This is a genomic window from Huintestinicola sp. (assembly GCF_051882455.1).
Lineage (GTDB): Bacteria > Bacillota > Clostridia > Oscillospirales > Ruminococcaceae > Huintestinicola.
Genome location: NZ_JBJERV010000100.1, coordinates 124,258 through 150,717, shown reverse-complemented (window position 1 = coordinate 150,717; position 26,460 = coordinate 124,258). Strand labels below are relative to the sequence as shown.

Below are 26,460 nucleotides of genomic sequence, written 5' to 3'. Positions count from 1 at the left end.
GCTGTCGCATTTCTCACCCCTTGCACCGTTTTTGGAGGATAAAGGAGATTTCGCCCTCTGCGGAGGGCGACAAGGGGCAATGTGTCTTGCTCACAAGACAAGCCCCCTTGACCCCCGCAAGCCTTTGGAAAAGGCTTGAGCGAAACTTTTTGTGTTGTGTTTATTTGTGCAACTTTTTTCATTTCTCCACTTTTTCGACAAGCTGACGGCTTTGCAGTATCTTTAAAACTGCAAAGCCGTATTTTTTATCTCAGATATCCGCCTGCCACTCTTATGCCGCCTGTGGCATCATTGGCGGTAAAAATATCGGTAAAGCCGTTGTCTGTGAGTATTTTCTTCACGTCCTCCGCCTGCTCGGTGCCTATCTCAAATATCATCAGTCCGTCCTTTTTTAACAGCTCCTTCCAGAGACAGGCTATGACACGGTAGAATTTTAGTCCGTCTGTGCCGCCGTACAGCGCTGTTTCGGGTTCAAAGGTCACTTCCTGCTGCAGCTCCTCCATCTCCCTGTCCGTAAGATAGGGGGGGTTGGAGACGATACAGTCGATGTCAAGATATTCTTCCTCGGAAATGCGGAAATTCTCAAGCAGCGCTCCGTTCATAACATCGCCTTTGAGCAGCTTCACCTCTGCGCCGTTTGCACGTACATTCTCCGCAAGATAGGGAAAGGCTTCGGGAGACAGCTCCACCGCATACACAGAGCTTTCGGGCAGCTCCTTTGCAAGAGTGACGGCGATACAGCCGCTGCCGCTGCACAGGTCAAGTATTCCATGGGGCTTATTCCTTCCAAGCCTTGCTATGGTCTCGTCAACCAGGGCTTCGGTGTCGGGGCGGGGTATCAGGACGCCCTCACCGACCTTGAAGCTTCTGCCGTAAAATTCCCATTTTCCTAAGATGTATTGGAGGGGATAGCCTGCCGCTCTCCGCCTTGCGCCCTTTACTGCGGCGTTTACGGCAGCTTCGGAAAGCTTCTTGTCGGGGTATATCGCCATTTGCTCACGGGTCACTCCGCAGAGATCCTCCATAAGACACATTTTGTCAAAATCCTTGTCGGGCACTTCCCGTAATATGCTGTCAAGTCTTGCGCTGAGTTCGTTTACAGTCATAGGCTTCTCCTTGCGGTAAGTGTATGATGAAATTTACAATTTGTCTATTGACATTTCAGAACAGATGTGCTATAATATTACCATTGATCGTCATTCTTATCGTCGGGGATACAGGGTTTGAGTGCGGCAATGGCTACCTCTATCTGGGGGTCGTCGGGCTCACAGGTGGTGATGTGCTGGAGCCATAAGCCCGGAGCGGATATTATACGTGTGAAGATGTTGTCGCATCTGCCTGCAAGCTTTATCAGCTCATAGCCGATGGACGCCTCCACGGGGAGCATGAGAAGCTGGAGTCCGAACCGCGCAAACACGTTGTCCCAGGGAAGGAACATTCCTATGGCGATGCTCAGCAGCACCACAAGGAAGATGAAGCTGGTCCCGCAGCGGGGGTGGAAACGGGTCTGCTTTCTTACATTCTCCACCGTAAGCTCAAGCCCTGCCTCGTAGCAGGCTATGGTCTTATGCTCGGCTCCGTGGTATTTGAAGGTGGTGTGTATCTCCTTCATATGGGAGATGAGCCACATATAGCCCACCAGCAGCGCGATCTTTATTATGCCCTCGGAAACGGTCTTGGTCCAGTCGGGGGCGCCAAGCTTTCCCAGAAGTCCCGAAAGAAGTGCGGGGAAGAACTTGAATGCGCATATGCTTATTGCCATTACCACAACGCATACCACGATCATTATCGTATTCATCACCGCTTTGCCGTTTTCACCCTCAAGCTTTGCCTCAAGCCATTTATAAGGTCTTGTTTTGCTGAGCCATTCCTCAAAGGGAGATGGCTCCTCGTCGTCTTCCTCCTCGTCGGTCATCTGCTTCTCGGCGGACTTCATGGTGCATTTCATTCCGTCAACAAGGGATATCACGAAATTAAAGCAGCCCCGGATAAAGGGGGTCTTAAGATACCAGGGGGCGCTTTTGCCGTTTCTTATTTTCCAGGTCTCCACGTCTATTGTACCGTCGGGCAGGCGGCAAGCCATGGCAGAAAGGTCTATCCCACGCATCATTATGCCCTCGATAAGCGCCTGTCCGCCTATTTTCGACTTGAATTTACACTGAGACTGCTGATTACTGCTCAAAATATATAACACCTCTTAATAAAGATAAAAATTGTTGGAGACCTCTGCTGTGGTCAGAAGGAGATTGTCCTCGATATCGCCGTAGCGTACCATATACACGGCGCTGTCTGTGGTGGAGACCGCCACATAGCCTTCTCTGAGCTTCTGCTCCGAGTCTTTTAGGCTGCACACCGCTATCCTCATAAGCTCAAGTCGGCTCTGCTCAAGGCTGCCGTTGTATTTGTAAAACACCTTTTCTCCCGTGGTGCCGTCATTTTTCAAGGTCACAAGCCCCTGCCACCTTACGGGCAGCATAAAGGCATAGCCCTGATAGGGGTCGGTGAGGGAGGAATATTTTTTTACTACCGTATAGTTCTCAAACACGTTCCAGTCGGTGATATACTGGGCGTCCTGACGGTCTCTGTAGCCCGGGAAGGCTTCTCTCTCGGGTATCTCCACAATGCCGTCGCCGTCGATATCCTTACAGTAAAGTCCCTGGGGACGCACTGTTCTTGCGGGCAGCTCCGAACCGTCTATCATTGCGGGATTTCTGAGCTCCCCGTTTACGCAGTAGATTATCTCGGTGGAGAGATTTCCGCTGCCCAGAAGTCCGTCTGCGAACACGGCAGGGGTCTCGTTTCCGATATATCCGCTGATGACGGAGGGAAGGTCTACGGTGGTGGGACTCATTTCTACGGTGCTGACGCACTCTGCGCCATCGCCTCTGTCGGTGACAAGGGACAGAGAGGCGGTGTGGTTTTCGTTATTGCAGTTTACTACGGCGATATCGTCTCCGCCGTCCTTGTCAAGGTCAAGGGTAAGGGTCTTGTAGTAGGTACCCATATATTCGGTATTGAGGACACCGTCCCCAAGGCTGTAGAGCTTCAGCGTTTTCTCCGTGGGGGTCATATAGCCGTAGCCTATTGCCATGCGGATATTTCCCGTTCTGCCCAGATCGGTGAAAAAGACCTGCTCGATGTATGTGCCCGCGCCTGCGTGGTCGTATACCGACCGCCAGCTGCCTTCGCCTTTGTCAAGTATATTCACGCGGACATTGCTGTCCTTGCTGTTTAAGCTGTTATAGAAAACTACAGCTTCATCTTCGCCGTCCGTATCCAGATCCCAGAAAACAAACGCAGAGCGGTATGCTCCCGAACGGGGATAAACAAGGGATATCTCCTCCCCTGCCGCTTTGGTCAGGGCTGAAAATATCTCCTGCTGCTCCTCTGACATCATCGGCGGCGACAGGAGATTGTCTATGGACGAATCCAGTCCGCAGGCGCTGAGTGACACGCTCATTGCCGCAGCCGCTGCCGCAGCCATCCTTTTTAGCTTCATAATCACAAATTCCTTAAAAAAGGGCGCACAAGGAGATGGTATTTCCCCTTGCCGCCCCAAAATATTCTTACAGATCGTCGGTAGGCTTTATGTCGATAGTCTCTATATCCAGATACTGCTTGTTCATAGGCGCTCTGCTCCAGCGGCGCTTGCCTACGCTGAGTCTGGGCATTACACGGTATACGTAGGTGCTCCAGAACACTGCAACCATTGTGATGGTCATAAACACTATTCCGATATCGGAGATAGCGGGAATGTTCATTGAAAGTCTCTCCTCATAGCCTGTGGGGATAAGGAGAAGGATATATCTCGGAATGACCGATACTGCCGCCAGGATAGATGAAACATATCCGAAGAAGCACATCCAGAAACGGGTGAATTTCTTTTCCATTCCGTTGAAGAAGCGGGCTGTATTCATGAAGAACAGCGCTGCGGTCATATAGGAAAGGATCTCATACAGAAGCTCGGAAGAACGGCTTACTGCCACATTTTCCGAAACTATGGTCATCATATCCACTATCTTCCAGGCTGAGTAAAGGGTAAGCGCTGCGCAGTTGCCCGAGGAGATGCCCTCGCCCTTGAAGATGTTGACTGCCATTGCTATGAAGTTGAGCATTACGAAGAGCATCAGGAAATGAAGCGCGAGAGTTCCCACGGTGTAGCCTGTGAGCATATTGTAATCCTCAGCCTCATCGGGGGTAAGCCCCTCGACTATGACCTTGTTCTTATTCACGATATCCACAAAGTCAAATATTATCTGCGCAAGCACAAGAAGCGCCATGAGCAGTGAACTGTAGCCTGCTGAAGCAGGTATCTTCTTCTTGAGCCTGTCATATCTCAGACGCATGGGGTTTATAAGGATACAGGAGCCTATGACCTTATCCTTGGAGCTTCCTGCAAGAAGTATCACCGTTATGAGGATAATGCCAGGGATAAGCACCATCACCGGGTAATTTTTAAGGGGTGACGGGTCAATATAACGCCCCGTATCAAAGTTCATATTGCTGAAAAGCTGGATAGTGCGGGCTGCCACCGCAAGGATAAGAACAATGAGATATACTCCCATTGATGCTTTTTTGGTGAGAAAGCTGCTTTTATTTGCCTTGGCAACATTTTTGCGCATCTGCTCTGCGCTGAGCTGTTTCATTCTGCCCATAATCCGTTCAATCCTTTCGCAGATAACCCGTCGGGGATCTTTTTGAAAATTTCTTTGCCAAAATAATGCGGTAAAATGAGTCGCAGGGCTTCGGGAGATGTATTATCCCTCAAAACTCCGCATATATATTATCAGAAACACCGATAATTACATATACATAATGCAATAACTACATTGTACTATAAAATCTTCCCATTGTCAAGTGTTAATTTGTATGAATTTAATAATTTGTAATTATTTTATATGCATAATAGTCAAGAGTAAAATAAATCGGAAAGGACGAGAATAATGAGATCTTTTTTTAAATCGGTGATTTTTTGGGCGGCAGTCATATGTGTTCTGCCTGCTGCGGCGGCAGGCGGCATACGGGAGGACAAGCCCGAAAGCGTTCAGGCGTCGCAGAGCATCATTCTGCCCGATGAGAAAAAAATCAAGCTTCTGTGCACTTCAACGGGTCAGATCACCGAGATGGATATTGAGGATTACGCGGTTTATGCCGTTCTTGAGGAGGTGCCCTTTATCCCCGACGCCGAAGCCCTCAAGGCACAGGTCTGCGCGGCAAGGACATATGCGGCAAGGCGGATAATTTCGGGTGAGACGGAAAAGGGCGCTCACATTTCCGATGACGGCTCAAGATTTCAGACCGCTCTCTCCGAATCCGACGCACGGGCGGTATACGGCAGTGATTATGACGAGGCTCTTGCTGCCGTAAAAGCGGCGGCTATGGCTACCGAGGGCGAGATAATAATGTACGGAGAGGCTCCTGCCGCTGCGGTTTTTCACCTGTCCTCCGCGGGGGTGACGGAATCGGCGGAAAATGTCTGGGGAAAGGCATATCCCTACCTTGTGAGCGTTCCCTCCGACTGCACCGAGGCAAGGCGGGAATTTACAAAAGCCGAGTTAGCCGCCCGAATATCCTCCGAGTACGAGGAGGCGGCGGGATTTGACGGGATAGAGATCTTATCCTCAACCGACGCAGGCACGGTGCTTTCCGCAAGGCTTTGCGGCATTGAATTAAGCGGCAGAAGGCTGTCGGAGCTGCTCTCCCTGGACAGCGCTGCCTTTGAGGTATGCGAAAAAGGAGACGCTGTGGTTTTCACCGTGAAGGGAAGCGGTCATCTGGTGGGAATGAGCATTTGCGGCGCAGATGAGCTGTCCCGCAGGGGAATGGGCTACAGGGAGATACTTGAGCATTACTACCCAGGCACTTACATCGAAAAAATGCAGTAAAAAAGGGCTTCCGTCACTGTGCGGAAGCCCTGCGATATTTTTTATGTGCGGGAATCGAAGAATGTGCCCAGGAAGCTGCTTGCAAAGGTATTGTAGCCGCTGTAGAGCCCCGATGAGCCTGTATCACCGTACATCATACTCCTGAATGCGGTGGTCTGAGCCTTGTTCACAGCTGCCTTGCCGATGTCCTCAGCCTTGTCCGCTACGCGGGCAACGGGCGAATAGGAGCTGCCGAACATTGATGATACGGCGTTGTCATCAGCTGCCCTGAGAGTCTCCTCGTTGACGGTGAGCTTATTATCGCTGCCGACCTTTACGCCTATTCTCGAAAGAGCTCCAGAATAGGTCTTGACTGTATTTGTCATGGAAAGACCTGCTCTGAGCGCGTCAACACTGTCGGACTTGCCCATAGCGTCAACGGCGGAATTATAGCTTTCAGCAAAGGCAGTGACCTTCTTCACCAGAACGTCCTTGTCCTTTATATCGCTCATGCTCAAAGCGCTCAGCTCCGCTGACTTTTTCTTTAAGTCGGAAGCGGCTTCGGAAAGCTTCAGCTCGGAGGAGACGGTGCCTGTCTCGCTGTTCTTTGAAGTACCTCCCTCAAGCTGCGATCTTATTTTTTTACGGTATTCGGGGGACCTGACCTCATCGACTCTTTTCATAAGCGCCTGCAGGTCGGAGGCGGTGTTTTTGTATGTATTGGTTTTTGAATACATTCCCGAGAAGAGATTTGAATATGCGGAGTAATTGCCAATTCCGTTTATGCTCATAACGTCAGCCCCTTTCGATGATTTCCTACACTAATTATAACTCATTTATCTCATATGTTTGTTAAATTTTTGTAAATAAAAAAGACGCCGAAGCGTCTTCCTTATTGTACGTACAATTCGGTTATAAAATGTCCGCCGATTTCCCGTCGAAAATCAGACAGCACGTGTTACCTTACCGGAACGGAGGCATCTTGTGCACACGTAAATGTGCTTGGGAGTACCGTCAACGATAGCTTTTACACGCTTTACATTGGGCTTCCAGGTTCTGTTGGAACGACGATGTGAGTGGGAAACCTTAATACCGAAAGTAACGCCCTTTCCGCAAATATCGCACTTTGCCATTTGGGCCGCACCTCCTTGAAAAAGTAATAGCGTTTCAACGCCCTGTTACGGGACGTTTTCAGAACGTTTCTATTATATCACATACAAAATTAAATTGCAAGCGTTTTTTTCACTTTTATAAATTATTTACAATTATGGCAAATGCCTCGGCTGCTTTTTTATTTAATTCGGAGCATATCCGTCTCCCGCTCGGCTGATATCCGCTGTATGCCCCTGCTGAGCGCTGCTCGGTTATGACGGACAGGACTGTTTTTGGGTATTATACCATGTTAAATGGGGGAAAGTCAATTGATATCGTTTTCTGTTAGGAGGTTTGGTTTACAATGCTTCGGATATATCGGGATAAATCTTCATATAAGGCAGGATTTTTTAGGCATATTGCATATATTATCTTGCATTATAGGAAGTTTTTTCCATATTCGTGTCGAAAATTGTGAAATTTATAGAAAATGAATATATTTTTTAGGAGATTTTTGTCACTCGAAACGGAAATTACTTCATTTTTGCTCTTGTAATTCCTTGAGTTTTGATGTATAATTATATTAGCTATAAGTGTGCCTACAGGTATACTATACCCAAATCACGAATTCACAGTGTTTATCTCGGATAAACCGTTTGATACAGAAAGGAGCCGCCGCATATGGGACTTTTCGACAGCGCCGCTTTCAAGATAACCGAACAGGGTCTTGACGCCGCCTGGTACAAGCAGCAGGTCATCAGCCACAACATCGCCAATATCTCTACCCCCGATTACAAGGCAAAGACCGTCAGCTTCGGGCTGATACTCAAGGAGAAGTCAAAGTGCCCCTATCACGGCTACAAGAGCTGCCCCAATGACAGGCTGAGCAAGGACTCGGGCACTGCCGAGGTCACGGGCAGCAATGCTTCAAGCGGCAATTCGGATGATGTGGTATGGGTGAACACCACATATGAGACCAACACCAGCCAGCTTTTGAACGGCAACAATGTTGACATTGAAAAAGAGGGTCTGGAGCTTGTGGACGTGAAATATCAGTACCAGACTATGATAGACTATATGAACAGCCAGTATTCTATGATACGCAGGGCAATCGGAAAGTAATTCCGATTGCAGGCTATCGGCAAGTAATTCCGATAGCAGGCAATCGGCAAGTAATACCGAAAGGAGAACATTGCTATGGGATTTTTAAGCTCCCTTGATATAGGTCACTCGGGTCTTTCCGCACAGAGACTCAGAATGGACATCATTTCTCAGAATATCGCAAATCAGGACTCCTACAACACCGCCACAGGCGAGCCGTACTGCCGCCAGCTTACGGTGATAAGCGAGAAAAAGGATTTTGCGGGTATCCTCAACAAGTACACCACAAGAGATGAGTCCACTCACCGCCGCGGCGTTTACTACAGGGCAAATCAGGACAAGTACAGAATGGCAGGCGCTGAGATAACCGCTGTCATTAACGACACCGCTCCTATGACACCCGTTTATGACCCCACCAATCCCCTTGCGGACGAGGACGGCTACATCTATCACACAAACGTTGACAACACCAAGGAGCAGACCGACCTTATGGCGGCTCAGCGTGCGTATGAGGCAAATGCCTCTGCTATCGAGGTGGTCAAGGCTATGATGACCAAGGCTGCCGATCTCAGGACAAGATAAGATATACTATATTATATAGAAATATAAAGGAAAGGATCCGATAAAATGTACATCGTTCCTATAAGCTCCGCTATTACGCCCCTTGACATTCTTTCTCAGAATGAAACGGCTGCTGCGGACAAGAACAAGACCGCCTCTCCCTCCTTTGCGGACGTTTTCAGAGAGGTCATCACAGATGTTACCGAGACCCAGCAGGTGGTGAACGAGGACTCCGCACGTCTCGTTATGGGCGAGATAGACGATCTCCACACCATTTACAACAACCTTACCAAGGCTGAGATAGCCGTTGAAACTTTCGTGGCGGTCAAGGACGCCTGCCAGCAGAGCTATGACCAGATCATGCAGATGAGTATGTAACTGCTCTCCAAGAAGGGAAATAACAGGGAATGAACGAAAAAGTACAAAAGACCATAACCACTGTTAAGGAATACTGGGGCAGGCAGACAAGTAAAACCAAGGGCATTTACATAGGCGGTCTTGCGCTGGTGCTCATCATCGCCATTGTTGCTGTTGTGCTTCTTAACAGGAAGGAATACGTTGTCCTCTACGAGGGGCTCGAGACCTCCGAAGCTGCGGAGATAGTCCAGCTTATTGAGGAGTCGGGATATGAATGCACTCTCCGCTCGGGCGGCACTATCGTGGTGCCCAAGGGCACGGAGAACACCATTGCTATGAACCTGGCAATGCAGAAATACCCCAAGTCCTCCATTAACTACAGCACATACACGACCAATGTAGGTATGTTCACAACAGAGTCGGAAAAAAGGCAGTATGAGCGTATTGCAGCCGAGGAAAGGCTTTCCGCAATTCTTGCCACCATTGAGGGCGTTCGCGACGCTACCGCCACTCTGACCATACCCGAGAAGAAAAATACCGTTATCGAGGCGTACAAGCAGGAGCCGTCGGCTTATGCGGTATTGTACCTTGAGGATGGAGTTAAGCTCACAAACGAGCAGATAGAGGGTATGACCTACCTTCTCACAAGCTATGGCATCAAAGAGGAAAACGTTACCTTAGTTGACAACTACGGCGTTCTTCTCTTAGCCGAGGATACTCCTGCGGACGTTGTTGCCGAGGAAACAAGAAAGCTTAAATTCAAGACAGACCTTGAAAATCAGCTGCGTCAGAAGATCGAAGCCCTGCTTATCCCCGCTTACGGCGAGGACGGATTTTCGGCGGCTGTAAATATGGTGCTGAACTTCGACAGCAAGGTCTCCGAGGACACGAGATACACCCCCTCCACCAATGACGAGAGAGGTATGCTCCAGCACACCGACGCCGAGCAGGCAAGCGGCAATACTGTTGTTGAAGGCGGCGTTCAGGGCGTTGAGACCAATGCCGATGACACCTATCCCGAGGGAAATACCGGCAACAACGGAGCATGGACCGAAAATTCCGTTTCCAACACCTACCTTGTAAACACCTACAAGGAACAGGTGGAAAAGGCAGGCTATGTTATTGACGGTCTTTCCATTTCGGTGCTTATCTACACCGATTATCTTCCCGATACAACAAGGCAGAACCTAGTAAGTCTCGTTGCAAATGCGGCTACCGTTAATCCCGCAGTGGCTCAGGACGTTGTTACCGTTACCAATCTTCAGAAGGTCACCGAGGTTGAGCCTGCCGATGCTCAGACCTTCCTCTTCGGTCTCACGCTTGACCAGCTTGTGATACTGGGCGCTATCCTTCTGGGTATACTGCTTATCCTTATTATCGTACTCGTTTCTCTCAGATCCAAGAGCAAGAAGAAGAGAAAGGCATTCGAGAGAACTCTTCTCGAACAGCACGCTCCCGCAGACGGAGAGCCTCTGGTGGAAAGCTTCTTCTCACTCGGAGACGAAACCTCTCCTGCGGTGGATATACCCAGCCTGAATGCAGACTCGGGCGTGGAAACCAAGGAGACCATCATCAGGAGAGAGCTTACGGATTTTGCCCGCACAAGCCCCGAGATCGTGGCTCAGCTCCTCAGAAGCTGGATGCACGAGGAGGAGGAAGGTCCCAAATCCAAGAAAAAGAGCAGCAGCGAGCCTGTTCCCCAGCCCCCTCCCGAGCAGTAACAGCTTTCCCCCTGTTTAAAGCCGAAAGGAATGTTTTTTAAATGAGCGATCTTCTTGAACTTACATCAAGACAAAAGGCTGCTGTGGTCATTACCGCTCTCGGAACGGACAATGCCGCAGGAGTATACAAGCATCTGAGCAATGACGAGGTGGAAGCCCTCACCCTGGACGTTTCAAGTCTCCCCTACCTGGAGGCTAATGTGGCGGACTCGGTACTTAACGAGTTCTACGAGCTTTGCCTTACTCAGAAGGTCATCACCGACGGCGGCGTTGAGTACGCAAGAGACGTCCTCACAAAGGCCTTCGGCGAGGAAGTGGCTTCAAAGCTGATGAACAAGATCACAAAGTCCATGCAGTCCAAGGCGTTTGAGTTCGTCAGAAAATCCGATTACAAAAATCTGCTGGCTATCGTTCAGAACGAGTATCCCCAGACCATTGCCCTCATTCTCTCCTATGCAACCTCGGAGCAGGCTTCCGCTGTGCTCAATGAGCTGCCTAAGGAGAAGCGCGTGGAGGTAGTTGAGAGAATTGCCAAGATGGACTCCGCTTCCCCCGACACCGTCAAGGCGATAGAGGCTACTCTCGAAAGAAAGTTCGCTTCCGTTGTTTCTATGGATACCACCGAGGTGGGCGGCATCAATACCGTTGCGGATATCCTCAACAAGGTAGACCGCTCCACCGAAAAATACATCTTCGACGAGCTGTCCGTCAGAGACCCTGTTCTGGTGGAGGAGATCAAGAAGAAAATGTTCGTGTTCGAGGATATCCTCTCTCTCGACTCTATGTCCATTCAGAGATTTATCCGCGACTGCGACACCAAAGACCTTTCCATCGCCATCAAGGGCTCCAACGAGGAAGTGGCTGCTGCTCTCTTTGCAAATATGCCCCAGAGAATGCAGGAGTCCATTCAGCAGGAGATCGAGTATCTGCATAATATCCGTATGCGTGACGTTGAGGAGGCTCAGCAGCGTATCGTGGGCATTATCAGACACCTTGAGGAAGAGGGCGAGATCGTTATCGGTAAGGGCGGAGATGATGAGATAATTGCTTAAGATCGTTAAATCTAAGGTTTATAACTTCGACAGCTCAAAGCTCGTTCCTGTGGGCGAGCAGGAGATAAAGCCCCTGCCGGCTGCCGAAGAACAAGCCCATGAGCCTACGCCCGAGGAGATCGCCGCGGAACAGGAGATCCTGCGCGCAAAACGCCTTGAGGACGAGACAAAGCGCTTCAATGAGGCTGTTATCAAGCGTTCCGAAGAAGTTATCCTTGCCCGGAAAAAGAAGATGGACGAGGATTACGAAAGGATCGTTACCGCAGGTAAAAATTCTGCCGATAAGATGATCGAGGACGCCAGGTCAAAGACCAAAGCCGTCTTTGCCGCCGCCGAGGAGGAATGCGAACGGCTCAGGGAAAAGTCCCGCAAGGAAGGCTTCGAGGCAGGCTTTGAAGCGGGAAAGGAAGAAGCGCTGAAAAAGTGCGAGAAGTACCTGGAGACCGCAGGCGCACTGCTTTCCGAGATAAATTCGAAAAAGGAAGCCTACTACATCTCCCACGAATACGAGCTTTGCGAGACGGTTCTCGATATGGTGCGAAAGATAACCCTTTCCGAGGTGAAGACTGACCCCGAGGTCATTGACCGCATTGCTGCCAATGCCGCAAAGAGCTTCAGAAATTCCGATTATGTGAAGATATCTGTGGCTCAGGGCGAGGCTTCAAGAAATTTCGTTACGGACAAGGAATTTGTTAAGTCCCTTATCCCGTTCATTCCCGAGATAGAGGTGGAGGAGCTTGACCCGCTGGACGCTCCCCCGGGCACGGTGGTCCTTGACAACGGCTCGGAGATAATTGACGCTTCTATCCCCACTCAGCTCGATTTCTTAAAAGAGATCATGAAAAATTCACATAAGCAGGAGCAGGAGGAATAAGTTCTCCTGCCCGTACACATAGATCGAGGTTATGCAGATGGACTTTAAGGCTGTAAGAAACGCTGTGAGAACGGCTGAGCTTTACCGCTATCAGGGCAAAATTGAAAAGATCATCGGTATGACCATCGAGGCAAGCGGTCCTGTGTGCAACATCGGCGATGTCTGCCGCATCTACAAAAAAGGCAGGTCGGGCGAGTTCATATATGCCGAGGTGGTGGGCTTCCGCCACGGTACGGTAATGCTTATGCCATATACCGATATCGAGGGTATCGGCCCCGGGTCGGTGGTGGATAACACAGGCGACAAGCTTAAAGTCGGCGTTGGCGACTGCCTTATCGGCAGGGTCATAAATGCGGTGGGTGACCCCATTGACGGCGGCGCTCCCATCAAGACCATGGAAAGCTATTCCATTGCGGGAAAGCCCGTAAATCCCCTGACACGTCCTGCAATACACGATATTATCCCCTTTGGCGTAAAGGCTATCGACGGACTGCTGACTATCGGCAGAGGGCAGAGAATGGGCATTTTCGCAGGCTCGGGCGTCGGCAAATCCACACTTCTGGGCATGATCGCACGAGAGGTCAAGGCGGACATCAACGTTATCGCTCTTGTGGGCGAGCGTGGCAGAGAGGTGCTGGAATTTATCCAGAGAGACCTGGGTCCAAAGGGCATGGCACGGTCGGTGCTGGTAGTTGCTACCTCCGATCAGCCCTCTATGATGAGAAACAAGTGCCCCATGACCGCCACTGCCATTGCCGAGTATTTCAAGGACAAGGGCAAGAATGTGCTTCTGATGATGGATTCCCTTACGCGTTATGCCATGGCTCAGCGCGAGATAGGTCTTGCCACCGGCGAGGCTCCCATTGCAAGAGGCTACACTCCTTCCATATATACGGCTATGCCCAAGCTCCTCGAGAGGGCGGGCAACTTCGAAAACGGCTCCATTACGGGAGTTTACACCGTGCTCGTTGAGGGCGATGACACCAACGAGCCTATTTCCGATACCGTAAGAGGTATCATTGACGGTCACATCATTCTGTCAAGAAAGGTGGCGGCGAGAAACCATTACCCCGCTATCGAGGTTCTGGATTCGGTTTCACGTCTTATGTCGGAGATAGCTCCCAAGGATCAGAGGGACGCTGCCGCAAAGATGAGAAATCTACTTGCCACCTATTACGCAAATGCCGATCTGGTCTCCATCGGAGCCTACAAAAAGGGCACAAATCACGCTCTTGATGAGGCTCTCAGGAAGATCGACAGGATAAATGCATTCCTTCAGCAAGCCACCGACGAGGCTTTCAGCTTCGAGGAAACGGTGAAGATGATGAAGGAAGCGGTAAGCTAAGCCTTTTTGAGGAGGTAATTTCCTTTGAAGAAATTTCAGTTTACTCTGGACAAGCTCCTTGATTTCAAGGATCAGGTGCTTGAAAAGGAGAAAAACAGTCTTGCTTCCTTAAATGCGCAGAAAATTGAAGCTATGGAACTGAAAGCCGCTCTGGAGCAGGAAATGCGCGAGGCGCAGGACGACTTCAACTACAGGGCGCAGAAAGGCATTTCCGCTATGGAGATGTTCATCTTCAAGGAACACCACAACACTCTCAGACTTCAGATAGAGGACACAAAGGCTTCTATCGCTTCTCTGGAGGCGGCTGTGGAAAAGCAGCTGGGTGTGGTAACAGAGGCCTCAAAGGAGGTCAAGAGCCTTGAGAAGCTTGAGGAAAAGCAGCTTGAGGAATATAATTTCAAGGCTGCCAAGGCTGACGAGCAGTTCATCGAAGAATATGTGAACGGTGCGTCGGTAAGGGCGGCTATGGCGGATAACGCTGTTTAAGCAACGGTCACAATGCATATCGCCGTTTTCTTCTGCACGGCGGCAGGCGTTTGACATATACATTTTACTGTGAAAGGAGGTTTGACAGAAATGGGCGAAATTGCTATGGCGGCAATGCCCACGGAGCTTCCGGCGGCGATGAATATTTTCGGCGGCTCAGGCGATATGGACCCCGTTTCGGCGGCGGACGGCTCTCAGAGCGGTTCATTTGACGCTGTTTTGGGGTTTCTGATGGCAAATTCGGCAAGAGCTCAGATACAGTTTGTTCCCGAAGTGACGGAAACCGAGGCTCCCCCCGAAATGACTGCGGCGGATATTCTTTCCGAGGCTCTTAAAGGCAGCACGGAAACAAAGCTCCCCGAGATATTCTCGGAAAAGGGCGCAAAGGCGTTTGCTGAGACGCTTGCACGTATCCTTCCCGAGTATGACGGAGAGGGGCTGCCCGAGGAGACAGACTCTTTATGGGAAACGGTATCACCCGAAGAAAGATCGGCTTTTGCAGAGCTGCTTTATGCGGCGGCTGATATTTCTGAGGACGAGACCCTTCAGTCGGAGAAGTCTCCCGAGGATATTGTCAGGATAGTCACCGAACTTGTTGTAAATTCGGCAAAGAAGCCCGAAAAGAAGATTCCGGAAAAGCAGGAAGCTTCTGATGAAGCTGTTCTCATTCAGGGAATAGAACTGTTTCGTCCTGTGCAGACGGTATCGCTTGAGGATATGGGAATGGTCAGCCATGCAGACAGCGAAGCTGTGATATCTGCGGACGCTGTAACGGCAATGATCCCCGAAACAGCAGAATATCCCGAAACAGGCAGCTTACAGGCGGCAGACGCCGAGCTCCCCGTTCAGCCCGAAATTACGGAACAGCCAAAGGCTCAGAGCACTGACGATGTATCTTTTGAGGAGCTTCAGACCGCTTACGAAAAGCTGTCCGATGCAGGACCCGAGGAGATCGTAAGCTTTTGCAGAAAGCTTGCCGACAAGCTGGACATTTCCGCAAAAGAAACAGTTCCCGAAGCTGCTCCCGAAACAGCCGAAAACAGTCACATAGGCTTCGGCAGACAGGGTATGCAGAGCTTTATGGCAAGAGTGAACAGGCACGAAGAGCTGCCCGTTGACACAAGCGGGGAGATAATTCCCGAACAGACCGAAAACAAGGGCGCTGTTACAGACATTCCCCTTGGCGAAAATATTCCGGAGAGCGAAGATGTTCCCAGTCAGATAATGCGTCAGATAGACCTTTACAAGGACATTTTCCGCGAAAGCTTTTCCGAAAGGGAGATTTCAATGAAGCTCAGTCCCGAAACTCTGGGCGGCATTGAGATAAAGATCAGGCGCTCGGACAAGGGCTTTGAGATAACCTTCACCGCCGAAAAACAGGAGGCGGCAGAGCTTATCGGAAACAAGGCTTCGGAGCTTGAAGAGGCTCTTGCTTCAAGAGGCATCGCTCTGAAGGAACTGTCGGTAACAAGCAGGATCGTGACAAACGAGACTGACGGCAGCAGTCCGGACGGAGATCCTTTCGGAAACGGAGAGCTTTACGGTGACGCTCAGAACGGCAGAAACAGTCAGGACAGACATTTCTCCTTCGGCGGACAGACCGGCTCGGACTCAACGGAGCAGACTGATGAAAGCGCTTCGGACATTAACTTTAACAGGGAGGCGAAACTATGGGTATCAGCGTAAACGACTTTTCCGCGGACAGTTTAACGGGAAAGGTTTACTCGAAATATTCCACAACCGAGATAGACACCAACGTTACAGACAGCGACAGCTCAAGCTACCTTGATTTCGAGGGCTACTTAAAGCTCCTCACATCTCAGATGTCAAATCAGGATTTCAACAATGCTATGAGCGACTCTGAATTTATCCAGCAGATGGCTTCTTACTCTATGATGGAGGCTATTTCCCAGCTCACAAAACAGAATGCGGTCACATATGCTTCTTCCCTTATCGGCAAGGCTGTTACCGTTCAGACAAGCACAGGCGCTCCCGACACGGGAATAGTTGAATCCGTTACGGTCACAAGCGACGGCTGCAAGGTACTTGTTAACGGCTCGCTTTATGCTACCGACGGCATTTCCGACGTGGTAGACGGCACCGTTTACTCTCAGCTCAGAAGCTTTGTGGGTCAGACTGTTGAGGTCAAGGACGGCGACGCTACCGTTACAGGCAAGGTAACAGGCATTATTATCAAGAACGGCAACGGCTATGTTACTCTTGACAACAAATTCTCCTACGATATGACCGCTATCACCAATGTCATCACCCCCGAAGAGGACGGCGATGAGACCGACAGCACAGAAAACAGCGAAAATGCTTCCGCTGAACAGGCTTCCGACAACGTTTCAGAGGCTCAGGCAGAGGAATATGAAGCAGGCGCAGTCAACAGAGGCGAGGCAGCAGGTACTCTTTATGCTTCCGAGGCTTCCTACAATGCTCTTATGAAGATGCTTGACGATGCTGCGGACGATGATACTTCCCCCATTGACGCTGAGTTCAGATCGGCAAAGGTAAATTCCCGTCTCGGCGATATGAGCAGATACATGAGCGCAAATGTTAACACTCAGGCGGCTTCATCGGGTCTTTCAAGCGACCGTATCCCCGCTCCTTACTCAGCTGCGGCAGGTACAAATAACTATTATCAGCCCGAAGCTTCTCAGACAAATGGCGTTTATTACAACACCAATACCCAGACAAATGCCGCTCAGAGCAGAAATTCTTCCTATGACAGAGGAGAGACTTCCGGAGTTGTAAGCGTTTCCGACCACAATGCGGAGTCCACAAGCCTCTATCAGTATACATCTGAAACATCTTTTGCAGAAATGCCCTCCAGCTCAAGAAAATATGCGGACAAATATCCCGTTGAAGCGGCTTTCGCTGATGCTGTGGGAACTCATATGACTGACATCAGATTTATCGGCAACACTTCCGTAAACTCCAAGATCGACACCTCCTCCATTCTTTGCTACTCCCCCAGCGGCAGAGCTGTTACGGACATAGGCTGGTGCGGTAAGGGCCGTCTCGGTGAGGTCATCACATTTGCCGACGGCAGACAGAGAGTTGAGATCATCGGTCCCACCGAGGTTTCCTATCTTTACACATCAGGTAAATACACCCTTGACGAGATCTGCGATTACACCATTGTGGACGGTTCGCTCCAGGGCAAGCTCGATCCCTTCGAGACTGCTATACGCCACTATGCTAAGGAATACACCGAGGCTGAAAAGAAGGCTATGAAAGAGTTTGAACAGTACGCTCTCTGGCACGCAGCTACTCAGTACGGAAAAGCCGAAACTGCTCAGTAATTTTCAATACGGGCTGATATACGGAAGGAATATCCGTAAATGCGGCTCTAAGAAAGGACTGAAACTATGCTTATCAACGAATATCTGCAGCTGAGAGGCACAGCGGCTGCCGAGCAGACACGGCAGGAATCATCTCCCAAGGCTGCCGAAACACAGCCTGCGGACAGTCCCTTTGCGGCAGAACTCAAAAGCCTTATGGCGGCTCAGAGCGGCGCAGGAAATGCATTCACCGCCACTCCCACCACCGCAGAGCAGCTTGAGATAATGTCAGGCGTGAATTTCTCCCGCCATGCTGTTGAAAGGATAAATGAGCGCAATATCGATGTTTTATCGGGCGAAAAGCTCCAAAGGCTCTCAAAGGGCGTTGAGCTGGCTGAAAGCAAGGGCTCGGACGACGCTCTCGTTATCGTGGACAGAACTGCTTTTGTGGTAAGCGTCCGCAGCAACAAGGTCATTACCGCAGTTGACGCTGACGATATGCAGGGCAATGTCTTTACTAACATCGACTCAACTGTTATTATGTAAATCTGACGTTCAGAGGAAATAAACGGCTTGGACCTTTTCGGAAAGCTATTCTCCCGACCGATTGACGGAGGAAATTCCTCTGACGAATTTAAACGATAGGAGTTTTTTGAAATGGTTAGATCACTTTATTCCGGCGTTTCGGGTCTTAAATCCCATCAGACAAGAATGGACGTTATCGGTAATAACATCGCCAACGTCAATACCTACGGCTTTAAGGCTTCAAGAACATCCTTCTCCGATATCTACTATCAGTATCAGCGCACCGAGACAGGCGGACGCTCCACATATGCGGGCAACAACCCCTCTCAGGTGGGCTACGGCGTTCAGGTGGCTTCCATTGACAAGGATATGTCAATGTCCAGCTTCCAGAATACGGGCAGAACTCTCGACCTTGCCATTGCGGGAGACGGTCTCTTTATGTGCGGCACTCTCGACAGAAACGGTCAGATAAACAGCGTTACATACACCAGAATGGGCAACTTCGGCATTGACTCCGTGGGCAATCTCGTTAACGCAAACAACGAGTTTATCCTGGGTACGATGAACACATGGAGAATTGACGGCGGTACATATTCCACCACCGAAATGATCGACAAGGACCCTGCGGATACTCCCAATGCTCTCGACACCATCAACGTTAACGACCTGGTATGGGACGCTTACAAGCCCGAGTGCCAGATCGAATACGATGACGTGGCAAGCAAGTACAAGCCCACTACCGCAGAGGACGGAACCACCTCGGGCGGAGTTATCTTCGAGGGCGTTGACCCCTATGACGATACCAAGAGGATCGCATATGACTACCATATGAACCCCGCTCTGGAAGCCGATAACGGCGGACTCGCAGCCGATGATGCGGAGGGCGTTTACTCCGATGACAAGACCATGATACAGGCATACCTTGATTCTCTTGAGGCTGACGGCGGCGCAGACAACGCTCCCACCCCCGGAACCGAGTATCAGGTGCGTTCGGACTATATCCTTTACAGCGTTAACGGCAAGTTCGTAAATAATCAGGGCGTTGTTTACGATACCGACAAGGGTCTGTATGTTGACAATAACGGCAATTACTACGAGTACAGATGCTACACCTCTATAAACGATCAGGGCGAGCTTTCAAAGCGCCATGTTTACACTCTCAAGACACCTGTTATCGACGAGACAACAGGCAAGCAGGCTGAGACTGACGGCGTTCTTCAGTGGGAAGATGGCGGCAGAGAATACACCTACAACGACATTACCGACAGCTTTGAGGCTCAGGACGCAAGAGGAAACACCATCTATGCGGATATGACCGACGGCTCCCTCAAGTATTCCGACCTGGACGGCTTCACCATCGGCGCTGACGGCGTTCTCACCGCTCAGTATGCCAGTGAGATGCGTTCTCTCGCTCGTATCGAGCTTGCTACCTTCGACAACGTTGAGGGTCTCACCGAAATAGGCGACACCGCTTTCGCACAGAGCTCCGCTTCGGGCAAGGCAAATATCAAGCGCCCCGGCGATTCCGGCGCAGGCGAGATACAGTCCTCTAAGCTCGAGATGTCAAACGTTAACCTTGCAAACGAGTTCTCCGATATGATCGTAACTCAGAGAGGCTATCAGGCTAACGCAAGAATTATCACCACCTCCGACTCCATGCTCGAGGAGCTTGTAAATCTCAAGAGATGATTTAACGCATAATATCAGCAGGACACTGCTCACAGCCGCGGCGCTGTGAGCAATGCCTGCAGAAAATAAGGGGAATGGATCATGATAAAGCTTACCCGCGTAAACGAAACTACACTGCTTGTCAATGAAAGCTTCATCGAAACGGTGGAGGAGACCCCGGATACCGTTGTTACTATGCAGAACGGTCACAGATATTTTGTAAAGGAATCTGTGGACGAGATACTCCGGAAAACTATGGAGTTTGAAAAGGAAAAAAATATCCGATAAACGGATCTAACATATAGATTTTTTCATCGAAAGGAATTGCTGCTGTTATGAATATAGCGTGGATCATAGGATTTGTTATCGCTGTGGGTATGACCTTCTACGGAATGGTCTCGGGCGGTGAATTGGCATGGTTCGTAGATATTCCCTCAATCGCCATCGTTGTGGGAGGCACCATAGGAGCGGTCATCGCAAACTATCCTATGAGTACACTGAAAAATATGGGCAAGCTCTTAAAGCTTGCGATAATGAGCCCAAAGTACGACCCCGAAAGCTACATAGAGCAGATGGTGGACTACTGCAAAACTGCCCGTCAGAAGGGTATTCTTGCCCTGGAGGAACAGGCAAACGCCTGCACCGACACCTTTATGAAATCCGCACTGATGCTCATCGTTGACGCAAATGACTCGGACAAAGTAAAGTCTATGCTCGACGACTCCATCAATTTCCTCTGCGACAGACACGACCAGAATATCGCTATCTTTAACCGTGCGGCAGGCGTTGCTCCCGCCTTCGGTATGGTCGGAACCCTCTGCGGTCTTATCGGTATGCTCAAGCGTATGGACCCCACCGACCCCAATTCCGCTGCAAGTCTCGGAAGCTCCATGGCTACCGCTCTCGTTACCACATTCTACGGAAGCCTTCTCGCCCACGTTCTCTTTACTCCTATCGGAAATCAGCTCCAGTATCTCCATAACAGCGAGGTGCTCTGTCTCCAGATAGTTGAAGAGGGTACCCTTGCAATTATCTCTGGCGCTAACCCCAGATATGTTGAGGAAAAGCTCAGAATGATGCTCCCCATGAACACCAAAACCAAGGCAAAGGCAGGAGCAGAAGCTAAATAATTTGCATCTTACCTTGCTCTATTGTGCATAATATACAAAATAACCAAAGATTTACCGAAATCTTTTAATATCATTTTGTAAATATATTGTGAATTACAGTAGAGTTTTTTTAAGAAATATGTTATAATATATCAGATAGGGATACCTGCGCATAAAAACGGACGTATCCTTACCCCTCGGAGGTGGGTCAATGGCACATAGAAAAAGCGGCGGAGGCGGCGGAGGCGGCGCCAACTGGATGGATACCTACGGCGACCTTGTTACCCTGCTGCTGTGCTTCTTCGTGCTGCTTTATTCAATGTCCTCTATGGACGAGGCAAAATGGCAGTATATCGCCCAGGCGTTTTCCGCAGGAAAGGGCGAGATAATAAACGTTGTGGTGGACGAGCCAAACCCCGATAATGACCCCTCGGCTGTCTACGTGGACGAGGAACAGGAACAAAATTCCCAGGAGATAGACTTTGACGAGTTCTATATGTACTTAAACGAAGCCGTTGAAAGCGCGGGTCTTCAGGATCAGGTCTCTGTGGAAATGGCGGACACCGGCGTTTATATGAAATTCAGAGACAATGTTTTCTTCGGCGGCGACTCCTACGTGCTCCTCGACGAGGGAAAATACATACTTGAAATAATCTGCGACGGCATCAGAGCCGTTGACAAGCACGTTTTCGCCATCAAGGTCAACGGTCACACCGCCAAGAGCGCAAGCTCCTCTGCTAACGAGTGGGAATTGTCCTCGGGACGTGCAAGCTCGGTAATCAACTATATGCTGAGCCTTGACTGCTGCGACCCCGACAAATTCTCCGCCGCAGGCTACGGAAAATACCGCCCCGTCAGCGAGAATGACACCGAAGAGGGCAAGCGTCAGAACAGACGAGTTGAAATAGTCTTTATCCGAAACGATATCGACATGGAGGACCCTGCGGTAATGCAGGAGCTTATAGAGCTTGAGTTCGGCAAGAGCTTTGTAAGCTATTCCGACGCTGACGGCACCGTTGCTGAGGGCAGCACGGCTCAGCCTGCTTCTGAATCTGCTCCCGCAGCGCCCGCTCAGAACAACGGCAGCTATTCTTCCAAAAATGACCGCCTCAACGAGATGAAAAACAATCCTCCCGAGGTCACAGTCTCAGAGGCTGCCGAGTGACAATATTAAGCAATCCCCTATGAATGAAGGTGAAAATATTGGCTGACGTTCTGTCTCAGAAACAGATAGACGAGCTGCTGAACAGCTTTAATACCCAGGGCTCAAAGGCTTTCGAGGAGATCGAGGAGCAGGGGTCGGAGAAAAAAGTAAAGAATTATGACTTTAAGACACCTAAGAAATTCACCAAAGAGCAGCTTAAAGTCATTGACAGTATTTTCGAGAATTATTCCCGAGTTTTGTCCTCCTACCTTACGGGTCTGATGAGACTTTACTGCAAGGTGGAAGTTATGCAGATAGAGGAGCAGCGGTATTACGAGTTCAATAACGCTCTTCCCGACTACGTTATGATGTCCCTTATAAATATGGGCGTTCATGATGAGGACGTTATGGAAACCAACTGCATCATGCAGATATCAAATCCCATAACCTTCACAATAATCGACAGGCTTATGGGCGGTCTCGGCACTTATTCCGAGGTGAACAGAGACTTCACCGAGATAGAAATGACCCTTATGCAGGGCATTATGGAAAAAATGGCTCAGTCTCTGAAAAGCGCCTGGTCACAGTACATAGATATGGACCCCGTTATGACCGCCGTTGAGACAAATTCCAGAGTAATGCAGTCTATCCCCCCCGACGAGGTCATAATCCTCGTATCGCTGGAGATTGAGATAAAGGATATAAAAAATATTATGTCCTTCTGTATCCCCGCTATGAACCTTGAGTCGATAATGAACAAGTTCGGCGACAGGTGGGCAAGACCCACTCAGCGTCAGGACCCCAAAAAGGACCAGGAAAGACGCCGCAATATCATGGGCGCTCTCAGCGACTCCGATATTGATGTCAAAGCCGTTCTCTGCGACACTCAGGTGGACCTTTACGATATCCTCACTTTACAGGTGGACGATATAATACCCCTTAACGTTCCCATTACACGAAACGTGGAGCTGAAGATCGGCGGAAACGTCTGGTACGACGGCAAGCTGGGGATCATGGGCAGCAAAAAAGCTGTTAAAATCGATAATATATATAAAGAATTGAGGTAGAACAATGAGCGACGAAAACGTTATTATTGACGGCTTCGGTGAGGCGGAACAGGACGCCATAGGCGAAATAATGAATATAACAATGGGCTCTGCTGCTACCGCCGTATCCAATATGCTCAGTGCCAAGGTATGGATAACCACCCCAACGGTCACCATCGAAAAGGCCAAGGATATGATATATCCCGAGCTGGAGCCTTCCATTCACGTAAAAATAAAGTACATACAGGGCGTGAGCGGCGAAAATGTTCTCGTTCTCAAGCAGGACGACGTTCAGCTTATCCTTAATCAGCTTATGGGTCTGCCTCTTGAGGTAACAGACGACTTCGAGTTCGACGAGATGAACATCTCGGCGGTGTGCGAGGTAATGAACCAGATGATGGGCGCTTCCGCAACGGCTTTGTCCGAGCTTATCAACACGCCTATCGACATTTCCACCCCTCAGGCGGAGGTGAGCAGAGAATCCTCGGGTGTGAATCCCTACGGTATCCCGCCCGATGACAATGTCTGCGCCATAAGGTTCAAGCTTACCATTGACAACGTGATAAATTCGGAATTTATTTCCGTTATGACTATAGATCTGGCAAAGGAAATGGCTCAGAAGATGATGGCGGCTTACTCGGGAGGCGCGGAAGAACCCGCCCCCGCCGAAGAACCCTCCTCAAATCTCAGCCAGGATGAGATACAGGCGCTCCTTAACGGCGCAGGAAGCGGCGGAGCTGCCTCAGAGCCCGCTCCCGCACCCGCGGCTTCCTCGGGCGGAACTCTTTCTCAGGAAGAGATAAACGCACTCCTTAACGGCGGTGCTCCCTCTCAGCCAGCTCCTCAGCCCATACCGCAGCCTGCTCCACAGCCTATGGCTCAGCCCGCTCCGGACATGAGCTACAATGCTCAGCAGCCCCAGCAGGCAATGGGTATGCAGGGCGTTCCCCCACAGATGGGAATGGCTCAGCAGGCTATGCCCCAGCAGGGTATGCCAATGGCAGGCGCAATGCCCTACGGCGGATATTACGGTATGCCGCCCTATGGATATCCTCCTATGCAGCCCGTGCAGAAGGGCAGCGCGGTAAATGTTCAGGCAGTTCAGCTCCAGAGCTTTGAAAATTACAATAACAAGGATCTCAGTGCTGACCAGAATGACAATCTGAAGCTGCTTATGGGCGTTCCTCTCAACGTTACCGTTGAAATAGGCTCTGCCCGCAAAAAGGTCAAGGAGATACTGGATTTCACTCAGGGTACCATAATCGAGCTTGAACGTCAGGCAGGCTCCCCTGTTGATATCATCGTTAACGGTCATCTCATTGCAAAGGGAGACGTCGTTGTTATTGACGATAACTTCGCTGTAAGAATAACCGAAATCATCAAATCAAAATTTTTAGATAATTTAGGTAAGGAGTAATTACAATGGACAAGAAGATTATGCTCGTAGACGACGCCGCTTTCATGCGAATGATGATCAAGGACACCCTCACTAAGAACGGATATACCAATATCATCGAGGCTGCTGACGGCGAGATCGCCTGCAACACCTATGCCTCCGAAAAGCCCGACCTTGTAATTATGGACATCACTATGCCCAACAAGACCGGAATTGAGGCTCTCAGAGACATCAAGGCTTCCGACCCCTCCGCAAAGGTGGTAATGTGCTCCGCTATGGGTCAGGAGTCAATGGTAGTCGAAGCTATCAAGCTGGGCGCTCTCGACTTCATCGTTAAGCCCTTCAAGCCCGACAGAATACTGGCTACAGTTCAGAAGATCATCGGCTGATACGATAATGACCGGAATTATTCCCGTTGTTCTCGCTCTCCTGGGTGTAATTGCCCTTATGCTGGGTGTGCTGTACCTTATGAAATGGCTGAACACCCGCATTACAGGCGGAAAAGACCGCAAGGGCATAAAGATATCCTCCTGCATAGGCGTAGGACAGGATAAGTCTGTTATGGCGGTGAGAGCGGGAAAGAAAAATCTGCTTATCGGAGTCTCTCAGGGGGGAATAAATCTGCTCTGTGAGCTGTCCGAGGAGGATATGGAGCTTATAGAAAGCCCCCCCTCAAAGGATAGCGATATGGCAGGAAAGTCCTTTGCCGAATGTCTGAAATACAATGCGGCAAAGCTGGGCAAGGAGTTTATCACCCCCAAAAACGGCGATGACGATGACAGCGGCAATTCGTGAAAGGCGGAGGCGTATAATGAAAAATAAAATATGCGGCTCTTTCCCGAAAAAGCTGAAAGCTGCCGCCATAGGCGGAATATGCGCTGCTGCGATAATGTGGGCCGCTGCAGGTGCGGTGACCTATGCCGCAGCAGACCCCACCGAGGAAAGCGGCGTTGTAACATCGGCAACGACCATAACCACTCCCATGGAAACGGAGATATCAAACGTTACGACCACCGTTCCCGAAACAGCTCAGACCACTATCCCCGCTCAGGCTGTGACCGAGGCAGAGTCCACTCTCCCCTACAACGAGCCTGTTACCCACGAGGACGAGGATACGGACAGTATACTCGACCTGCTGGATCTGAACAATAATTCCAACACCCTTGACCTTATCATTCTTCTGACTATTATTTCTCTGGCGCCCTCGCTGCTGATAATGCTCACCTGCTTTACACGCATTATCATCTCCTTTTCGCTGCTGAGAAATGCTATGGGACTCCAGACGATCCCTCCCAATCAGGTAATGATAGGTCTTGCGCTGTTTCTTACTCTGTTTATAATGTCCCCCGTGCTGGAGGAGATGAACGAGGTCGCTTACGTTCCCTACAAAAACGGGGAATATACCTCCATCGAAGCGGTGCAGCAGGCTTCCGTACCTCTGAAAAAGTGGATGCTCAAAAACACGTCCAATGAAACCATGTCCTTTTTCATTTCCATTTCGGGAGAGGAATACCCTGCCGCAGACGATGAGACCTTTACCGAGGCTATCCCCTTCAAGATAGTTGCTCCCGCATTCATTCTCAGCGAGATAAAAATAGGCTTCCAGATAGGCTTCCTGCTGTTTATACCGTTTCTGGTGATAGATATGGTAGTCGCCTCGGTGCTTATGTCCCTGGGTATGATGATGATGCCTCCCTCCACGGTGGCAATGCCATTTAAAATACTTATGTTCGTGCTTGTGGACGGCTGGCAGCTGCTGGCAGGCTCTCTTGTCTCGGGCTTCAATATTTAGCAATATTCCCCGCCATACGGAAAGGAAGTGAATCTGCAGG

27 protein-coding genes are annotated in these 26,460 nt (G+C 50.0%); 21 read left to right on the top strand and 6 right to left on the bottom strand.

The annotated features are described in order from the left end of the window. Positions 1-245: 245 nt before the first annotated feature. The 4 genes from prmC to ACI4J0_RS13135 all read right to left on the bottom strand — a co-directional run bounded on the left by prmC (position 246) and on the right by ACI4J0_RS13135 (position 4,655). Complete coding sequence (gene prmC, locus ACI4J0_RS13150) at positions 246-1,106, bottom strand: peptide chain release factor N(5)-glutamine methyltransferase (RefSeq protein ID WP_439766271.1); 861 nt, start codon at positions 1,104-1,106, stop codon at positions 246-248. A gap of 77 nt (positions 1,107-1,183) precedes the next feature. Further along, positions 1,184-2,182: a DUF1385 domain-containing protein gene (locus tag ACI4J0_RS13145; protein WP_439766270.1), complete on the bottom strand. Its 999-nt coding sequence runs from the start codon at positions 2,180-2,182 to the stop codon at positions 1,184-1,186. A gap of 15 nt (positions 2,183-2,197) precedes the next feature. Next, positions 2,198-3,499, bottom strand: a complete 1,302-nt coding sequence (locus tag ACI4J0_RS13140; RefSeq protein ID WP_439766269.1) for a hypothetical protein — start codon at positions 3,497-3,499, stop codon at positions 2,198-2,200. A 67-nt stretch (positions 3,500-3,566) separates the two neighbouring features. Then, on the bottom strand, positions 3,567-4,655 hold the full coding sequence (locus ACI4J0_RS13135) for a hypothetical protein (protein ID WP_439766268.1): 1,089 nt from the start codon (positions 4,653-4,655) through the stop codon (positions 3,567-3,569). A 288-nt stretch (positions 4,656-4,943) separates the two neighbouring features. Here ACI4J0_RS13135 and ACI4J0_RS13130 point away from each other — a divergent pair, with 288 nt between their 5' ends. Further along, positions 4,944-5,885, top strand: coding sequence for a SpoIID/LytB domain-containing protein (locus ACI4J0_RS13130; RefSeq protein WP_439766267.1), 942 nt, complete (start codon positions 4,944-4,946; stop codon positions 5,883-5,885). 41 nt (positions 5,886-5,926) lie between these two features. Here ACI4J0_RS13130 and ACI4J0_RS13125 read toward each other — a convergent pair whose 3' ends face one another. Then, positions 5,927-6,655, bottom strand: a complete 729-nt coding sequence (locus tag ACI4J0_RS13125) for a hypothetical protein (RefSeq protein ID WP_439766266.1) — start codon at positions 6,653-6,655, stop codon at positions 5,927-5,929. 153 nt (positions 6,656-6,808) lie between these two features. Beyond that, positions 6,809-6,997 (bottom strand): 50S ribosomal protein L28, encoded by a 189-nt coding sequence (gene rpmB, locus ACI4J0_RS13120; protein ID WP_178726032.1) that lies wholly within the window; start codon positions 6,995-6,997, stop codon positions 6,809-6,811. A 640-nt stretch (positions 6,998-7,637) separates the two neighbouring features. On the opposite strand from rpmB, the gene flgB reads away from it, so the two are divergent. From flgB to fliP, 20 genes are all read left to right on the top strand, one after another. Next, positions 7,638-8,078, top strand: a complete 441-nt coding sequence (gene flgB / locus ACI4J0_RS13115) for a flagellar basal body rod protein FlgB (protein ID WP_439766265.1) — start codon at positions 7,638-7,640, stop codon at positions 8,076-8,078. A gap of 75 nt (positions 8,079-8,153) precedes the next feature. After that, positions 8,154-8,639, top strand: coding sequence for a flagellar basal body rod protein FlgC (flgC, locus tag ACI4J0_RS13110; RefSeq protein WP_439766264.1), 486 nt, complete (start codon positions 8,154-8,156; stop codon positions 8,637-8,639). Positions 8,640-8,684: 45 nt separating this feature from the next. Continuing rightward, entirely contained in the window at positions 8,685-8,996 is a 312-nt protein-coding gene (locus tag ACI4J0_RS13105) for a flagellar hook-basal body complex protein FliE (protein WP_439766263.1), read from the top strand. Between the two features lie 29 nt (positions 8,997-9,025). Continuing rightward, a complete protein-coding gene (fliF, locus tag ACI4J0_RS13100) occupies positions 9,026-10,696 on the top strand; it encodes a flagellar basal-body MS-ring/collar protein FliF (RefSeq protein WP_439766262.1) in 1,671 nt (556 codons plus the stop codon). 41 nt (positions 10,697-10,737) lie between these two features. Further along, entirely contained in the window at positions 10,738-11,748 is a 1,011-nt protein-coding gene (gene fliG / locus ACI4J0_RS13095; RefSeq protein WP_439766261.1) for a flagellar motor switch protein FliG, read from the top strand. Beyond that, the gene (locus ACI4J0_RS13090) at positions 11,741-12,622 is read left to right on the top strand and encodes a hypothetical protein (RefSeq protein ID WP_439766260.1); all 882 of its coding nucleotides are present in this window, start codon (positions 11,741-11,743) and stop codon (positions 12,620-12,622) included. The genes fliG and ACI4J0_RS13090 overlap by 8 nt, the downstream gene beginning before the upstream one ends. Positions 12,623-12,659: 37 nt before the next feature. After that, positions 12,660-13,967: a flagellar protein export ATPase FliI gene (gene fliI, locus ACI4J0_RS13085; RefSeq protein ID WP_439766259.1), complete on the top strand. Its 1,308-nt coding sequence runs from the start codon at positions 12,660-12,662 to the stop codon at positions 13,965-13,967. A gap of 24 nt (positions 13,968-13,991) precedes the next feature. Next, complete coding sequence (fliJ, locus tag ACI4J0_RS13080) at positions 13,992-14,453, top strand: flagellar export protein FliJ (RefSeq protein ID WP_439766258.1); 462 nt, start codon at positions 13,992-13,994, stop codon at positions 14,451-14,453. A gap of 90 nt (positions 14,454-14,543) precedes the next feature. After that, entirely contained in the window at positions 14,544-16,139 is a 1,596-nt protein-coding gene (locus ACI4J0_RS13075; RefSeq protein WP_439766257.1) for a flagellar hook-length control protein FliK, read from the top strand. Next, a complete protein-coding gene (locus ACI4J0_RS13070; RefSeq protein ID WP_439766256.1) occupies positions 16,124-17,761 on the top strand; it encodes a flagellar hook assembly protein FlgD in 1,638 nt (545 codons plus the stop codon). The genes ACI4J0_RS13075 and ACI4J0_RS13070 overlap by 16 nt, the downstream gene beginning before the upstream one ends. Before the next feature lie 66 nt (positions 17,762-17,827). Then, a complete protein-coding gene (locus tag ACI4J0_RS13065; RefSeq protein ID WP_439766255.1) occupies positions 17,828-18,286 on the top strand; it encodes a TIGR02530 family flagellar biosynthesis protein in 459 nt (152 codons plus the stop codon). A 111-nt stretch (positions 18,287-18,397) separates the two neighbouring features. Beyond that, positions 18,398-19,954: a flagellar hook protein FlgE gene (locus tag ACI4J0_RS13060; protein WP_439766254.1), complete on the top strand. Its 1,557-nt coding sequence runs from the start codon at positions 18,398-18,400 to the stop codon at positions 19,952-19,954. 81 nt (positions 19,955-20,035) lie between these two features. Continuing rightward, positions 20,036-20,221, top strand: a complete 186-nt coding sequence (locus ACI4J0_RS13055) for a flagellar FlbD family protein (protein ID WP_439766253.1) — start codon at positions 20,036-20,038, stop codon at positions 20,219-20,221. A 47-nt stretch (positions 20,222-20,268) separates the two neighbouring features. Next, a complete protein-coding gene (locus ACI4J0_RS13050) occupies positions 20,269-21,063 on the top strand; it encodes a motility protein A (RefSeq protein WP_439766252.1) in 795 nt (264 codons plus the stop codon). A 190-nt stretch (positions 21,064-21,253) separates the two neighbouring features. Further along, positions 21,254-22,207, top strand: a complete 954-nt coding sequence (locus tag ACI4J0_RS13045) for an OmpA/MotB family protein (protein ID WP_439766251.1) — start codon at positions 21,254-21,256, stop codon at positions 22,205-22,207. Between the two features lie 38 nt (positions 22,208-22,245). After that, positions 22,246-23,253 carry a flagellar motor switch protein FliM gene (fliM, locus tag ACI4J0_RS13040; protein ID WP_439766250.1) on the top strand — a complete coding sequence of 336 codons (1,008 nt, stop codon included), beginning with the start codon at positions 22,246-22,248 and terminating at the stop codon, positions 23,251-23,253. Positions 23,254-23,257: 4 nt separating this feature from the next. After that, positions 23,258-24,649 (top strand): flagellar motor switch protein FliN, encoded by a 1,392-nt coding sequence (gene fliN / locus ACI4J0_RS13035; protein WP_439766249.1) that lies wholly within the window; start codon positions 23,258-23,260, stop codon positions 24,647-24,649. Between the two features lie 5 nt (positions 24,650-24,654). Then, positions 24,655-25,017, top strand: coding sequence for a response regulator (locus ACI4J0_RS13030; RefSeq protein WP_439766248.1), 363 nt, complete (start codon positions 24,655-24,657; stop codon positions 25,015-25,017). A 7-nt stretch (positions 25,018-25,024) separates the two neighbouring features. After that, positions 25,025-25,423, top strand: a complete 399-nt coding sequence (locus tag ACI4J0_RS13025) for a FliO/MopB family protein (protein WP_439766247.1) — start codon at positions 25,025-25,027, stop codon at positions 25,421-25,423. A 16-nt stretch (positions 25,424-25,439) separates the two neighbouring features. After that, positions 25,440-26,420 (top strand): flagellar type III secretion system pore protein FliP, encoded by a 981-nt coding sequence (gene fliP, locus ACI4J0_RS13020; protein WP_439766246.1) that lies wholly within the window; start codon positions 25,440-25,442, stop codon positions 26,418-26,420. Positions 26,421-26,460: the final 40 nt, after the last annotated feature.